This window comes from Eximiradius sp. (assembly GCA_937127445.1).
GTDB lineage: Bacteria > Bacteroidota > Ignavibacteria > Kapaibacteriales > UBA2268 > JAKIZO01.
The window spans coordinates 1-15,930 of record CAKZLY010000011.1 but is presented as its reverse complement, the minus strand read 5'-3'; the positions used below and the strand labels follow the sequence as shown (position 1 = coordinate 15,930).

Annotated in this window: 12 protein-coding genes and 5 tRNA genes; 13 read left to right on the top strand and 4 right to left on the bottom strand. The window is 41.4% G+C overall.

From position 1 onward, the window contains the following. Positions 1–2: 2 nt before the first annotated feature. From dtd to AC6QZF_RS02120, 4 genes are all read right to left on the bottom strand, one after another. Positions 3–446, bottom strand: a complete 444-nt coding sequence (gene dtd, locus AC6QZF_RS02135; RefSeq protein ID WP_499798229.1) for a D-aminoacyl-tRNA deacylase — start codon at positions 444–446, stop codon at positions 3–5. Then, positions 446–1,717, bottom strand: coding sequence for a nucleotide sugar dehydrogenase (locus AC6QZF_RS02130; protein WP_499798228.1), 1,272 nt, complete (start codon positions 1,715–1,717; stop codon positions 446–448). The genes dtd and AC6QZF_RS02130 overlap by 1 nt, the downstream gene beginning before the upstream one ends. Positions 1,718–1,912: 195 nt before the next feature. Then, positions 1,913–2,524, bottom strand: coding sequence for a thioredoxin family protein (locus AC6QZF_RS02125; RefSeq protein WP_499798227.1), 612 nt, complete (start codon positions 2,522–2,524; stop codon positions 1,913–1,915). Between the two features lie 14 nt (positions 2,525–2,538). After that, a complete protein-coding gene (locus tag AC6QZF_RS02120; protein WP_499798226.1) occupies positions 2,539–3,249 on the bottom strand; it encodes a protein-disulfide reductase DsbD domain-containing protein in 711 nt (236 codons plus the stop codon). A gap of 302 nt (positions 3,250–3,551) precedes the next feature. Here AC6QZF_RS02120 and AC6QZF_RS02115 point away from each other — a divergent pair. From AC6QZF_RS02115 to rpoC, 13 genes are all read left to right on the top strand, one after another. Then, positions 3,552–3,635: transfer RNA gene (locus tag AC6QZF_RS02115), tRNA-Tyr, on the top strand. Positions 3,636–3,652: 17 nt separating this feature from the next. Beyond that, a tRNA-Gly gene (locus tag AC6QZF_RS02110) sits at positions 3,653–3,725 on the top strand. 74 nt (positions 3,726–3,799) lie between these two features. Beyond that, positions 3,800–3,872, top strand: a tRNA-Gly gene (locus AC6QZF_RS02105). Positions 3,873–3,886: 14 nt separating this feature from the next. After that, positions 3,887–3,959 (top strand) — tRNA-Thr (locus AC6QZF_RS02100). A gap of 21 nt (positions 3,960–3,980) precedes the next feature. Continuing rightward, positions 3,981–4,053, top strand: a tRNA-Trp gene (locus tag AC6QZF_RS02095). 65 nt (positions 4,054–4,118) lie between these two features. After that, entirely contained in the window at positions 4,119–4,301 is a 183-nt protein-coding gene (gene secE / locus AC6QZF_RS02090) for a preprotein translocase subunit SecE (protein ID WP_498369496.1), read from the top strand. A 20-nt stretch (positions 4,302–4,321) separates the two neighbouring features. Then, the gene (gene nusG / locus AC6QZF_RS02085) at positions 4,322–5,011 is read left to right on the top strand and encodes a transcription termination/antitermination protein NusG (RefSeq protein ID WP_499798225.1); all 690 of its coding nucleotides are present in this window, start codon (positions 4,322–4,324) and stop codon (positions 5,009–5,011) included. Positions 5,012–5,040: 29 nt separating this feature from the next. Beyond that, positions 5,041–5,466 carry a 50S ribosomal protein L11 gene (gene rplK / locus AC6QZF_RS02080; RefSeq protein WP_499798224.1) on the top strand — a complete coding sequence of 142 codons (426 nt, stop codon included), beginning with the start codon at positions 5,041–5,043 and terminating at the stop codon, positions 5,464–5,466. A 17-nt stretch (positions 5,467–5,483) separates the two neighbouring features. Further along, positions 5,484–6,182, top strand: coding sequence for a 50S ribosomal protein L1 (gene rplA, locus AC6QZF_RS02075; RefSeq protein ID WP_499798223.1), 699 nt, complete (start codon positions 5,484–5,486; stop codon positions 6,180–6,182). A 111-nt stretch (positions 6,183–6,293) separates the two neighbouring features. Continuing rightward, a complete protein-coding gene (rplJ, locus tag AC6QZF_RS02070) occupies positions 6,294–6,821 on the top strand; it encodes a 50S ribosomal protein L10 (RefSeq protein ID WP_499798222.1) in 528 nt (175 codons plus the stop codon). 32 nt (positions 6,822–6,853) lie between these two features. Then, positions 6,854–7,237, top strand: coding sequence for a 50S ribosomal protein L7/L12 (gene rplL / locus AC6QZF_RS02065; protein WP_498369500.1), 384 nt, complete (start codon positions 6,854–6,856; stop codon positions 7,235–7,237). Between the two features lie 429 nt (positions 7,238–7,666). Further along, entirely contained in the window at positions 7,667–11,449 is a 3,783-nt protein-coding gene (rpoB, locus tag AC6QZF_RS02060; protein WP_499798252.1) for a DNA-directed RNA polymerase subunit beta, read from the top strand. Between the two features lie 46 nt (positions 11,450–11,495). After that, entirely contained in the window at positions 11,496–15,851 is a 4,356-nt protein-coding gene (gene rpoC / locus AC6QZF_RS02055) for a DNA-directed RNA polymerase subunit beta' (protein ID WP_499798221.1), read from the top strand. The last annotated feature ends 79 nt before the right edge of the window (positions 15,852–15,930 follow it).

The window sequence follows — 15,930 nt, the reverse complement described above, 5'->3', positions numbered from 1 at the left end:
CACTAATCCCTATCTATAATCAGTGTAACAGGACCGTCATTTTGCAAACGCACATCCATCATAGCACCGAAAATTCCTGTTTCAACCTTCAAATTGGTTGATGAACGGAAATGCTGAACAAACTTTTCGTATAATGGTTCGGCGATGGAAGGTGGGGCAGAATCTGTGTAGCTTGGACGTGTTCCTTTGCGGCAATCGCCGTAAAGAGTAAAGTTGGATATTATCAATATTTCGCCGCCTATGTCCGAAACCGATAAGTTCATTTTGCCTTCATTATCGGGAAATACACGTAGATTTAAAATTTTCTGAGTTATCCACTCGATAGTTTTATCGCTATCGCTTTCCTTCATTGCAATGAAAACGCAAACGCCGCGACCAATTTTGCCATTCGATTTTCCATTAATTAAAACTTCTGCGCTGCTAACTTTTTGGACCACTGCTCGCATTACCGACCAATTCCTTTGTAATAAATACCACTTGAGCGAATTTCTTCTTTATCTAAACAATTTTTTCCGTCAATTACTATTTTTACATTATTTTTTGTAAGGATTTCAGAATTTAATGATTTAAATTCTCTATGGTCTGTTGCAATTACAATTGCATATGATTTTTCTAAGATTTCGTCCAAACTACTTACGTTGCTCATTTCAGAGAAATATGGATCGAAAACAATTAAATCAGCACCTTTCTGCTGCAAAATATTCATAATTTTCAGTGCTGGGCTTTCACGCAAATCACCGACATTTGCTTTGTAGGATAGCCCAAGGAGTCCGATTGGTGTGTTTTTTATAGGTTTAGTATATTCGTTGAGAGCATTCACAAGCAATTCAATTGTATAAGCAGGCATAGAATTATTTATTTCACGGGCAATTTTCAGGAACTTATGGTCAAAACCGCTTTTGCTTGCTCTTTCAATCAAATAGTACGGATCAACTGGGATGCAGTGTCCACCAACACCACATCCGGGATAGTGTGGCATAAATGCAAATGGTTTGTTCGACGCACCTTTAATTACAGTGAGAATATCAATCCCAAGCACATCGAACGATTTTGCAAGTTCGTTGACGAAAGCAATATTGATATCGCGGAAGGTGTTTTCAATAATTTTCGTTGCTTCGGTGCTTTTCAGATCTGGCATTTCGTTGATTTCGGCATCGATGAACCGTCGGTAGAAATCTGCAAGAAAGCGTGTTGTTTGTGGGCGAGTCGAACCAATATTTCGCGGAATATTGTAAACGTTCCAGTGTGGGTCGCCGGGATTTATACGTTCAGGACAATGGGCAACATCGAAATCAAATCCTGCTTTCAAATGTGTCGCTTCTTCAAGCATTGGGATAACAACTTCGTCGCAAACGCCGGGATTTATGGTTGATTCTATCACAACATAATTCCCTTTTCTTAAATATTTCGAAACGTTTGTAACTGCATTTTTAACAGGTTGCAAATCAGGAGTATAGTCGTCTAAAACAGGTGTTGGCACGCATATAATGAAAATATCGCATCCGCTAAGTATTTCGTCGCTTGCCGATACTTGCAATGTGATTTCTTTTAAGTCTTGCTTGCACTGATGGTCGTCAATTGGGCAAATTTTATTCTTTATTTTCTCAATTTTTTTCTCTGAAAGATCGAATCCGACAACATTATAATCAGTCTTTTTCTGAATTGCTGCTGCAAGTGGCAACCCAACATATCCAAGCCCAATAACGCCAACTTTCATTTTATCAACCCAAATATATATTAAAAAAACAAAATTAAGAATTTACTAAAACATATTGGGAATTTTTTTTTCGAATAATTAATAATCAAAAATGTAGAGCCGCAATGCCTTGCGTCTCTACAAGACAAGGTGTGATGGAAAAATATTGTAGAGCCGCAATGCTTTGCGGCTCTACAAGAAATTATAGATAGATGTTTAATATTTTACCGAGCAGCCGTAAGGTTGAGTTACCTTAGTCGAGACGGATTTGCCCGAGAGAGCTTCACCGAGTGCTTTCGAAACATAATTTTCCGCTTTATCGATGTCAGATTTGTCTGTTGAGCGAATGCTATCGATTGCTCCTGCGTAAATGAGCGTTCCTTGCGGGTCGATAATATACATATGTGGAGTTGTCTTTGCTGAATACATATGTCCGACATCACCTCTTTCGTCAATTAAATACGCTGTGAATTTCGCTTTGTAGTTCTCAGCACGTTTCTTAATTTCATCTTTCGGCAAGTTTCCTTCTTTGCCGGGTGCCGACGAGCAAATAACAAGCCAGATGACGCCCTGCTTAGTGTATTTTTCTTGCAATTTTTGCATATTATCGCTGTCGTAGTGTTTCTTAACAAATGGGCAATCGAAGTTTATCCATTCGAGCACAACATATTTGCCGCGGGAGTCCGAAAGTTTATGCTTTGTGCCGTTAACATCAGTCAACTCGAAGTCCGGAGCAGGTTTATCGATTTCAGCTTTGTTTTGTGCAATTAAATTTGTCAGAGCAAAGCCAAAGAAAATAATTGCAAATAATCCCAAGAATGAATTCATAAATCCTCCTTTTATTAAAAGATTACTAAAACATCGTAAGAGATTTCGTTATCAATTATCAAAGCTTTGAATTCTTTAGGAATTTCCCCGTGAAAAGCATCGAGCCGAACAAGCAATGAACGTCCTTGAAAAAATTGATCTGCTGAGTTGTCGATTATTCCTTCGATATAAGGAATAAATCTTGCTTTGTCAGATATTTTTAATTCTTCGTTGATTTCGATTTGTAAATAATTATCTTTGATTGATGTTCGCAAAGGATTGCTAATTCTTTTGGGAATATTGCCAAAAATTTTAGAGAAATTACTGTTTATCTCACTACGATTGCCCGAAAAAAGTTTAATACTAACTGTATCTTTTCCCGGCAAGCATTTTTCTTTGCAAGCAAGCCATTTGACAGTAGCAATAATCTCGAAATTTTGATTATCTAATTTATCAGGAATCGCCAGTTTATAGAAAATGTAGTGCGTATGATGAAAGCCATAAGAAATAATTTCTTCTGTTTCAATAATTTCAGGAGTTTGCCAGATGGTATCGACCAGGGAGAGACCCTTTGGCAAATTCCACTCAACAGTTGTTGCCAAACCAGCATCACCTGGATTTGCCCAGTATGTGTGCCACCCGTCCTTTGGTGTAATACCAATAGCAACCCACGTGCTATCGCCTGCTGCAACAGTGTTGTGCAAAGCATGGACGGAGATTTTGGCTGTTTCGGTATTGTTCGCCATATACAAAAGCACACTAATTAAAAATGAGAAATACATCATATCGAAAATTTAGAGAATATAATAAATAGACGAAATTTAGTTAATCTTATTTTGTATGTTTAGATTTGACTAAATTGCTTGTGGTAAAATGTATTTTTAAGCATTTAAAGAGTAATCACACAAATAAAAGAATAAACAAATATAAGTAGAAGAACAAAAGAAACTAATTGAAATAATCGAAAAAAAAATAAAAAAATAGTAAAAAACAAAAAAAGTTTTGCAAATAAAAAAAATGTTTGTATTTTTGTATTCCTAAATCGTTCGGGCAGGTACCGAAGTGGTCAACCGGGGCAGACTGTAAATCTGCTGGGCTCCGCCCTACGGAGGTTCGAATCCTTCCCTGCCCACTATGAAAACAAATTATGCGGGAGTAGCTCAGTTGGTAGAGCATCAGCCTTCCAAGCTGAGGGTCGCGGGTTCGAGTCTCGTCTCCCGCTCAGCTCGAAGAGATAGCGGCGTAAAAATAAATAATTCTTGTGGAATTAGCGAAGCCGCTTTTTTTGTCATAGAAGCGGGAGTAGCTCAGCTGGTAGAGCATCAGCTTCCCAAGCTGAGGGCCGCGGGTTCGAGTCCCGTTTCCCGCTCGGGCGAAGCAAACGCTGATGTAGCTCAGTTGGTAGAGCACATCCTTGGTAAGGATGAGGTCACCGGTTCAATCCCGGTCATCAGCTCTGCTGAAGGATTTTGTAAGTACGGGTGTAGCTCAATTGGTAGAGTAGCGGTCTCCAAAACCGTTGGCTGTGGGTTCGAGTCCTACCACCCGTGCAATTAAATTTAAGGCAAGCATTTGCGTTTGCCGAAATTTTTTTATTTGTAAATGAGAATGTGTTATGGTTGCTAAAATTAAAAAATTTGTTAATGAAGTTGTTGCCGAGATGAAAAAGGTTTCTTGGCCTACAAAGGAACAATTGAAGGAATCCACCAAAGTCGTTATCGGAGTTACTTTGGTTATTACACTTTTCATTTTAGTTGTCGACCAGGCTTTGACGGCAATTATGAAAGCGATTTTTTAATTAAATAAAATCAAAGCGATATGAATATCGACGATATATACGAAAACATTGAACAGCTTGGCGAAAGCGCTCAAACCGACAGCAACGACGACCTTGATTTCTCCGCTTTGGAACGCAAAAAGGAAGAATGCGTCGAACCACCACAAAAATTGTCGGACGACGAACGCTCCGCTACCGAAGCTCGCTGGTATGCTTTGCGTACTTTCACCGGACACGAACTTCGCGTCAAGCAGAATATTGAAGCCGAAGTAAAGCGTCTGAACCTGAAAGATAAAATCTTAGAGGTTGTTATACCCGAAGAAACTGTATATGAAGTGCGTGGTGGCAAACGTCGCTCTCGTCGGAAAAACTTTTTGCCTGGCTATATAATTGTCAAAGCAATTTTAGATAAGAAAACTCGCGAAATTATCCAATCTTTGCCCTCGGTAGTTGCTTTTGTCGGTCGTAAAAACGAGCCTCAGGCGTTGCAATCGGACGAAATCAAAAGAATCCTGGGACGAGTTGAAGAAAGAAAAGACATAGAAACTGTGGTAACTCAATTCGAAATTGGGGACCCGGTTCGCGTAATAGATGGACCATTCAACACATTCAGCGGAACAATCAAAGAAATAAATTACGAAAAGCAAAAGATGAAAGTTGAAGTTGGTATCCTTGGGCGTAAAACCCCAGTGGAACTTGACTTCAGCCAAGTCGAAATAGAGAATAAATAAACGTATTTTTCACATTCAGTAAAAGTAAAATGGCTAAGAAAGTAGCAGGAACATTCAAACTCCAACTCAAGGCAGGCGAAGCAACTATGGCTCCACCTGTTGGTCCGGCGTTTGGTCAGAGAGGCTTGGCAGGTATGGAATTTGTTAAGCAGTTCAATGCCAAAACCGCTAAACAGCAGGGAACAATATTGCCAGTGGTTGTTACTTACTATACTGATAAAAGCTTCACTTTTATCATTAAGTCGCCTCCGGCACCTGTTCTGCTTCTGAAAGCAGCAGGTTTGCAAAAAGGTTCAGCCGAGCCAAACAAAACTAAAGTCGGCAGAGTTACAGTCGCTCAATGCGAAGAAATTGCTAAAATTAAAATGGATGACCTCAATTGCACTTCCATCGAATCTGCCGTTAGCATGATTAAAGGAACTGCAAGAAGTATGGGCATCAATGTTGTTGAATAATTAATTACGAGATTGAAATGAGACAAAGAGGAAAAAGGTACAGGAAACTTGTCAGTAGCTTCGATAGAAATAAACTTTATAACGTTAGCGAAGCTATTGATATCGTCAAAAAAAATGCCACCGCGAAGTTCGACGAATCCTTTGAAATCTCTATGAGATTAGGCGTCGACCCACGTAAAGCAGACCAAATGGTTCGCGGGACTGTATCTCTTCCCCACGGCACTGGTAAAACAGTTAAAGTACTTGTTCTCTGCAAGCCTCCAAAAGATAAAGAAGCTTTGGACGCAGGAGCAGACTACGCCGGATTGGAAGAATACATCGAAAAAATTAAAGGCGGTTGGGCTGATATTGACGTCGTTGTTGCTACTCCCGATGTTATGGGAGAAGTCGGTAAGCTTGGTCGTATTCTTGGTCCGCGTGGTTTAATGCCAAACCCGAAAGTCGGCACAGTTACTTTTGATGTTGCTAAAACTGTTGCTGAACTAAAAGCCGGTAAAATTGAATTCCGTGTCGACAAAACCGGTAATATTCACGCGGCTGTTGGCAAATGCTCCTTCCCACCTGAAAAACTTGCTGAAAACGTTAATGCCTTCTACCAGAGCATTATGCGTGCTAAACCTGCTACTGCTAAGGGTAAATACGTAAAAAGCGTTTATTTCAGCTCTACTATGGGACCGGGCGTTGCTGTGAGCGACCAATCATTTGATAAATTCTAAATTTTAAGCCTATTACGCACTCGCTGCGTTCGGGATGCTTCTCCTTCGCCTCAAAAAGGCGATTGTTCCCGAAAGCAACGTTAAAATAAATCAAAAAACGGACAGAGGTTTATGATTACTCGCGAAAAAAAACAAAGCATAGTTGAAGATTTAGTCGAGAAACTGCAGTCTGCAAAAGGGATTTATTTCGTAGATTTCACTAAAATCACTGTCGAAGAAATTAATAAAATTCGCAGTGAATTCAAATCAAAAAACTCTGCCTTCAAAGTAGCGAAAAACACGCTTATCTTGCGTGCGTTATCCCAAATAGGTGGGTATGATTTGCCCGAGCGACGCCTCTTCGGTCAGACAGCTATGATTTTAGCTTATGACGATGCCGTTGCTCCGGCTAAAATTATCAAAGATTTCTACGAAAAAGAGCAAAAACTCGAGCTCAAAGCCGCTTTCATCGAAGGCCAGTACTTCGACGGAAAGGATTTGAAAGTTATTGCTTCACTGCCATCCCGTGCGGACCTTGTTGCAGGTATTCTTGGCAGTCTCAACTCGCCGATTTCCGGCATTGTCGGCTCTATCAACGCTGTTATGCGTGATGTGGCTTCGCTTATCGAAGAAGTCGCAAAAAAACAAAATGCCGCTTAATTTTTTTTGAATAATTTTTGGAGTTTAATAAAATGTCTGAAAAAGTAGAAAAATTAGTTGAAGAGATTTCAAATCTCACATTAGTTGAAGCTGCTGAACTCAAAAAAGCTTTAGAAGAAAAATTCGGCGTTACTGCTGCAGCTCCTGTTATGATGGCTGGTGCTATGCCTGGCGCTCCGGCTGCCGAAGCTCCGGCTGAAGAAAAAACTGACTTCGACGTTGAGCTTACTGAAGTTGGTGCTAACAAAATTAACGTTATCAAAGCTGTTCGCGAAATTACTGGTCTCGGCTTGAAAGAAGCTAAAGACTTAGTCGAAGGCGCCCCTAAAATCGTTAAAGAAGGCTGCAACAAAGACGAAGCTAACGATATCAAAAAGAAACTTGAAGAAGCTGGCGCTAAGGTTACTCTTAAGTAGTTTTTTTGGGCAGGGGAGAGGCAAAAATTCTCTCTCCTGCAATTTTATTTTTGCGAAGCTATGATGCAAAATGTTTATAATATCTTTTGCAATAATAATCAGAAAATGCTAATTACTTTTTTGAATTAACTTGTGTGGGATTGCTACACAAATTTTATTTATTAGTATAATAAAGAATTGCACAATAAATATTTAAAAATGAAAATATCAGTTGTTGGTAGGATTTTTTGATGTTCTTTTTATGCTCTGACAATGAGGAACGTCAAAAAATCCTATTTTTTATAATGAATTTAATTTCTGAGGAGGCTTACTGTGGAGAACAATGAATTTCAGGAAATAATCGGCGAAGATTTTGAATCTGCTCTCCCGGTTAATTATAAAACAAGCGATACCAGCAATATCTTCCTGCTGGATACTTCGGAAGATATTGTGCGACTTCGTAAGCGAGTGAACTTCTCGCGCACGAAATGGGCACCACTCTATCCCGATTTGCTCGGCGTCCAACTCCAATCATACGAAGAATTCTTACAAGAAAATGTCCAACCGAAAAAACGACGCAATATTGGATTGCAGCAAGCTTTCAATAACAATTTCCCTATTGAAGATGCTTCCTCAATTTACCAACTCGAATTTCTTGAATATTCGATTGATAAACCTAAATATACAGAAGATGAATGTCGCGAACGTGAACTGACTTTTGCAAAACCTCTAAAAGCCAAACTCCGATTATCGAGCAAAGCAGATAAAGACTCCGAAGACTATATCGAAGCTATTGAGCAGGAAGTATATTTAGGCAATATTCCTGCAATGACACAACGTGGCACCTTCATCATCAATGGTGCTGAACGAGTTATAGTTAGCCAGATACATCGTTCGCCTGGCGTGTTCTTCGATGATGCTATGCACCCAAATGGTGTGCGTATTTATTCCGCACGCGTTATCCCGTTCCGCGGCTCGTGGATAGAATTTACCACCGATATTCACGAAATTATGTATGCTTACATAGATCGCAAGAAAAAATTCCCCGTTACAACTCTGTTGCGAGCTCTGGGATTTTCTTCCGACAAAGAAATTTTAGATTTGTTCGAGCTTGTTATAGATGTCGATCCTGAAGATTTAGATGAATCATACATCGGAAAAAGAATTGCTTCTGATGTGGTCGATCTAAACACAGGCGAAATTATCGCTACCCGCGATATGATTTTAACAGAAGAATTGTTTGCACAATTTAAGGCTACAACTATTACTCCTTTGAGATTTTTCTCTTACACTGATCCAATAGACGAACCTATAATTGCTAGAACTATTGCAAAAGACACTACTCGCAACCGCGAAGAAGCTTTGGAAGCAATTTATCGTCAAATGCGCTCGAGCGACCCGCCAGATATCGAAACTGCTGCTGGCCTGCTCGAAAAACTATTCTTCAACTCTAAACGCTACGATCTTGGAGTTGTTGGTAGAGTTCGTATGAATGAAAAAATTGGGCTAAATATCCCAAACGATGTTACTGTTCTCACCACAGAAGATATTGTTGCGATTATCAAGCATTTGATAAAACTACACGAATCAAAACACACAGGCGATGACATTGACCATCTTGGCAACCGCCGTGTTCGCTCTGTCGGCGAGCAACTTCAAGCACAGTTCAACGTTGGACTTGCTCGTATGGCTCGCACTATACGCGAACGATTAAGCATTCACGATGGCGAAAATCTTACCCCTTCCGAACTTGTTAACGCCCGCACAATTACTTCCGTCGTTAATCAGTTCTTCGGCACAAATCAACTTTCCCAGTTTATGGACCAAACCAATCCACTCGCCGAACTTACCCATAAACGTAGAACTTCGGCACTCGGTCCCGGTGGTCTTACTCGCGAACGTGCAGGGTTCGAAGTTCGCGACGTTCACTATACGCATTATGGAAGGCTTTGCCCAATCGAAACCCCCGAAGGTCCGAATATCGGTCTTATTTCCTCGCTTGCTATACACGCAAAAATAAATGAGCTTGGCTTTATTATGACGCCTTACCGCAAGGTTGTCAGTGGATATGTAACTAATCAAATTGAATATCTAACAGCAGATAAAGAAGATGGCTTAATTTTAGTCCCCGCATCAACAGCAGTTGATGAAAACGGACGCCTTGCAGGTGAGAAAATTCGCGCACGTCGCAGCGGCGACTATGTTTTCGTTACTCCCGAACAAGTTGATTATATGGATGTCTCAACAGATCAGATTACTTCTCCTGCGACTTCGCTTATTCCATTCCTCGAACACGATGACGCAAACCGTGCGCTTATGGGCTCGAACATGCAACGCCAGGCTGTGCCACTTCTTCGCACCGAAGCCCCAATTGTAGGAACAGGTATGGAAGCACGTATCGCAAAAGACTCCCGTACACTGCTTTTAGCCGAAGGCAACGGTGTTGTTGAATATGTATCTGCTGACAAAATTATTATCCGCTACGAAGATACTCGCTCCGAAGAAGAAAAACTTATAAGTTTCGAAAATAAAGAACTCGTCGAGTATAAATTGACAAAATTCTTCCGAACTAACCAAGATACTTGCGTCAACCAAAAGCCGATTGTAAAGAAAGGCGACAAAGTTGTGAAAGGTCAGCCAATTGCTGATGGTGCATCGACCGACCGCGGCGAACTTGCACTTGGCAAAAACGTGCTTGTTGCGTTTATGCCCTGGCGTGGTTATAACTTTGAGGACGCTATTATCCTTTCGCAAAGAGTTGTTGCCGAGGATATATTTACTTCCGTTCATATTGAAGAATTTACACTTCAAGTGCGTGACACAAAACGCGGTGAAGAAGAATTTACACGCGAAATTCCTAATGTTAGCGAAGAAGCAACCAAAGACCTTGACGAAAACGGTATAATCCGCATTGGGGCAAAAGTGTCCGAAGGTGATATTCTCATCGGTAAAATTACTCCAAAAGGCGAAACCGACCCAACACCCGAAGAAAAACTGCTTCGTGCAATATTCGGCGATAAAGCCGGCGACGTCAAAGACGTTTCGCTCAAAGCGGGTCCTGGTATAAAAGGTATTGTAATAAATACAAAACTTTTTACTCGCCGTATGCACACTGGCGACCGCGAAGCTCGTTCCGAAGAAAAGAAACGCGCTGAACAACTTAATCGCCTTGAACGCGATGTGATTAAGCGTCTTGATGACGAATGCGTAAAACGCTTAGGTAAAATTTTAGACGGCGAAACTTCACTTGGTATGAAATTAACTAATAATGTCTCTGTCTTCCGCTCCGGTTCGAAAATGACAGCCGCTAATATTAAAGAAAAATACAACGACGGCACTCTGAAACCAGAACTTTTAAGCGAAGACGATAATTTTGTTTCAGACGAAGCCAAAAACGAACTTGTAAAAAAATTAATTGCAAATTATAAGCAAAAGCGTTCCGACGAACAGGCTCGGTTTCGCTCTGAACGTAATAAATTGGCTGCGGGCGACGAACTTCAACCCGGAATTCTGCAAATGGCTAAAGTATATATTGCTAAAAAGCGTAAAATTCAGGTCGGCGACAAAATGGCAGGTCGCCACGGTAATAAAGGTATTGTTTCAAAGGTTGTACCACCGGAAGATATGCCATTTTTGCCAGACGGGATGCCTGTTGATATAGTGCTGAACCCACTCGGTGTGCCTTCTCGTATGAACCTTGGTCAGCTCTACGAAACAGCACTCGGCTGGGCAGGTTCTAAATTAGGCATTCACTTTGCAACCCCAATTTTTGATGGTGCAACCTGGGAACAAGTGGGAGATTACCTCGAAAAAGCTGGGTTACCACGCGACGGTAAGTCGGTGCTTTACGATGGACGCAGCGGCGAACCGTTCGAAGAAAAAGTTACCGTTGGGGTTATCTATATGCTCAAGCTGTCGCACCTTGTTGAAGATAAAATACACGCTCGTTCTATTGGTCCTTACTCGCTTATTACTCAACAGCCGCTTGGTGGTAAAGCACAATTCGGTGGTCAGCGTCTTGGAGAAATGGAAGTGTGGGCTCTGGAAGCTTACGGCGCTTCGCACACACTGCAAGAAATGCTTACCGTCAAAAGCGATGACGTCCAAGGTCGTGCTAAACTATACGAAGCAATTGTCAAAGGCGATAATATGCCCGACCCGAACATTCCTGAATCGTTCAACGTGCTTGTTCGCGAGTTGCAAGGCTTGTGTCTTGATTTGTATGTTGAATAAAAATTAATTATGAAGAATTAGAAATTAAATAAATGGAGTTTATCCAATGCAATCAATGCAAATTCCAAGAAAAGGTTTTAAAAAAATCTCAATTAAAATTGCTTCGCCCGACGATATATTAAATCGTTCCCACGGTGAAGTAACAAAACCCGAAACGATTAATTATCGTTCGTTTCGTCCCGAAAAAGATGGCCTTTTCTGTGAAAAAATCTTTGGTCCTATTCGCGATTGGGAGTGTGCTTGTGGCAAATATAAACGAATTCGCTACAAGGGAATTGTTTGCGACCGCTGCGGCGTAGAAGTTACCCAAAAGTCTGTCCGCCGCGAACGTATGGGACACATTATGCTTGCTGTTCCTGTGGTGCATATATGGTTTCTTCGCTCACTACCGAGCAAAATTAGCGCTGTGCTTGGTATGCCAACAAAAGATATTGAACGTATAGTCTATTATGAATCTTATGTCGTTATACAGCCCGGAAAGACCGGCTTGCAAACAAAAGACTTACTTACAGAAGAGCAATATCTTGATGTTTTAGACCAACTCGGGCGCGAAAACTACGAACTCGACGACGATGACCCAAATAAATTTATCGCCTTGATTGGTGGCGAAGCTATTAAAGAACTATTGAAACGCGTTGATATAGAAAAACTTTACAGACAACTTAAAGCCGAATTAAAAGTTGAAACTTCGCAACAGAAAAAAGCCGAATACCTTAAACGACTTCGCATATTAGATGCTTTCCGCAGCTCGGCACACAACGAACTTCCAAACGAACCTCACTGGATGGTGCTGGACATCATTCCTGTTACTCCTCCTGATTTGCGTCCGCTTGTCCCGCTCGAAGGTGGTAGGTTTGCTACATCCGATTTGAATGATTTGTATCGTCGCGTGATAATTAGAAACAACCGTTTAAAACGTTTAATAGATATTAAAGCACCAGAAGTGATTCTCCGCAACGAAAAACGTATGCTCCAAGAAGCAGTCGACGCTCTCTTCGATAATAGCCGCCGTGCAGTACGAAGCGAATCGCAGCGTGCATTGAAATCGCTTGCCGATACATTGAAAGGTAAAACTGGACGTTTCCGTCAGAACTTGCTTGGTAAGCGTGTCGACTATTCTGGGCGTTCGGTTATTGTTGTCGGTCCGGAACTAAAAATACACGAGTGCGGTTTGCCAAAAGAGATGGCAGTTGAGCTCTTTAAGCCATTTATAATTAGAAAACTTATCGAACGCGGACACGTAAAAACTGTAAAAAGTGCTAAGAAAATGGTTGAGCGCAAAACAAATGAAGTTTGGGATATTCTTGAGAAAGTAATTCAAGGGCATCCAGTATTGCTCAACCGTGCTCCGACGCTTCACCGTCTGGGTATCCAAGCATTTCAACCGCGCCTAATCGAAGGAAAAGCGATACAGTTGCATCCGCTTGTCTGTACTGCATTCAACGCAGACTTCGACGGCGACCAGATGGCTGTGCATGTTCCGCTTAGCTTCGAAGCACAGCTGGAAGCAATGCTGCTTATGCTTGCTCCTCATAATATTATGCATACACAAAACGGTGACCCAATCGCTGTTCCATCGCAAGATATGGTGCTTGGTGTTTACTACATGACAAAGATGCGCCCCGGTGCTAATGGCGAAGGTAAAGTTTTCTCCTCATTCGATGAAGTTATCATTGCTTACAACTCGAAAGTAGTCGAACTTCACGCTAAAATTAAAGTTCGCCACAATGGTGCATTCCTTGAAACTACTGTCGGTAGAATACTTTTCAACCAAATTGTTCCCGAAGAACTCGGCTATATTAATGAGCTTCTCACTAAGAAGCGTTTGCGTCAAATCATTGGTATTTGCTTCCGCGAGGCTGGGCTTGCAAAAACAGTTGAATTCCTGGATAATCTTAAAGATTTGGGCTTCTCTTACTCAACTCATGGTGGATTATCGGTTAGCATCGCAGATGTCGTTATCCCGGCAGAGAAGCAGACAATTATTTCATCTGCGCAACAAAAAATTGATAGCATCGAGAATGCTTATCGCAATGGTGTGATTAGCTCCGGCGAACGCTACAACAAAATTATCGATACCTGGTCGAACGCTACTAACAAAGTTTCAGATAAATTATCGGCTGAACTTTCCAAAGACAAGCAAGGGTTTAACACATTCTGGATGATGCTCGACTCTCAAGCACGCGGTTCTAAAGAGCAAATTCGTCAGCTGGCTGGTATGCGTGGTCTTATGGCTAAACCTAAGAAATCGCTTTCCGGTTCTACGGGCGAATTAATCGAAAACCCGATTATTTCGAATTTTAAGGAAGGCTTGTCTATTCTTGAATACTTCATTTCTACTCACGGTGCTCGCAAAGGTCTTGCCGATACAGCATTGAAAACAGCAGACGCAGGATATTTAACACGTCGTTTGCACGATGTCGCGCAAGATGTGATTATTTCCGAATACGATTGCGGCACTATCCGCGGCGTCGAAATGACCGCACTCAAAGACGGAGAAGAAGTTAAAGAACCTTTGTTTGAGCGTATTCTTGGTAGAGTCGCGCTGGTAGATATTTACGACCCAATCACAAATGAACTGCTTATCAAAAAAGGTGAATTAATAGAAGAAAAGCACGGTCCGCAAGTTGAATCCTCTGCTTTGGAAAGCGTTCTTATTCGTTCAGTGCTTACTTGCGAGTCGCGCCACGGTGTTTGTGCTAAATGTTATGGGCGTAATCTTGCTACTGGCAAACTTGTGGATGTTGGTGAAGCTGTTGGAACTATTGCATCACAATCGATTGGTGAACCTGGTACTCAGCTCACATTGCGTACATTCCACACAGGTGGTACTGCTGCTCTGATTGCTTCTCAATCAAGCATTTTAGCTAAATTCGACGGTATTGTTCAATTTGAGAATATTAAATATATTTCATACGAAGGCGAGGATGGTCCAGTCTATATCATTGTTAGCCATAGCGGTGCAATTAATATTATCGACCCGGATTCCAATCGCGTGCTTACTCGCTACGATACAACTTATGGTGCTGAACTGAAAGTGCGCGACGGTCAAAAAGTGAAAAAAGGTGATTTGATTTATGAATGGGACCCATACAACGCTTCGATTATCACTGAATTTACCGGACGCGTCCGTTATCGCGACCTTGTCCAAAATATTACCTATCGCGAAGTTAACGACGAGACAACCGGCCACATCACAAAAGTTGTAATTGATACTCGCGACAAAACAAAATCGCCCTCGATTGAAATTATTGACGAAGACGGTAAAATTCTCAAAGTATATAATATCCCATCACGTGCTCAACTTACAGTTGATGATAATGAATTTATCGGCGTTGGTACTCCTCTTGCAAAAATTCCTCGCGATTTGGGACGTACCCGCGACATCACCGGCGGCTTGCCCCGAGTAACTGAACTTTTCGAAGCTCGCGCTCCTCAAAATCCTGCTATTGTTACTGATATTGACGGTATTGTGTCGTTCGACAAGCAAAAACGCGGTCAGAAAACACTTGTCGTTACAAGTTTGGATGGGCAAACTCGCAAAGAATTCAGCATCCCAGTTGGCAAATATATTCTTGTGCAGGATGGCGATTTCGTTCGTTCGGGCGACCGTCTCACCGAAGGTTCAGTCAATCCACACGACATTTTGCGTATCAAAGGTGCAAATGCTGTTCAGGAATATCTGGTAAACGAAATTCAGGAAGTTTATCGTATGCAAGGTGTTAAAATCAACGATAAGCATATTGAAGTGATCGTTCGCCAGATGTTGCAAAAGGTTCGTATTATAGATTCGGGAGATTCCTCATTCCTCGAAAATGATTACATAGATAAAATTCGCTTATTCGACGAAAATCAGAACCTGAAAAATATGGTTGTAATTACTAATAAAGGGGATAGCAAATTCAGCGAAGGGCAACTTGTTTCTCGTCGTCGGGTGCGCGACGTAAATAACGACCTCAAAAACAAAGGGAAAGTGCTTGCTGAATTTCGTCCAGCTGAACCGGCTATTTCTGAGCCAATTCTGCTTGGTATTACTCAAGCGGCATTGACAACGGAAAGCTGGTTGTCTGCTGCATCGTTCCAGGAAACTACAAGAGTGCTATCGGATGCAGCTGTTGCAGCAAAAACAGACTATTTATCTGGTTTGAAAGAAAACATTATTATTGGGCAACTAATCCCAGCTGGAACAGGCTTGCGCCACTATCAGGATATGATTGTTACTTCCTCGGTCGGCAATATTTTCGGGCGTCGCACCGAAGACACAAAAGCCAAAGACTTTATTACACCTGTTGATTTGCAAACTGCAATCGAACAAGAAATGGCTCTTGTGAACGAACAAAGTGAAATCGGCGACGAAGAAGAAGGCGAAATGGAAGTGCCCGAAGTTGCTACAGAGGAATAAATAATTATATAAATGTTATTAATAAAAGGCTGTCTCAGAGAGGCAGCTTTTTGTTATTTATATTTATTTTAGTACAATT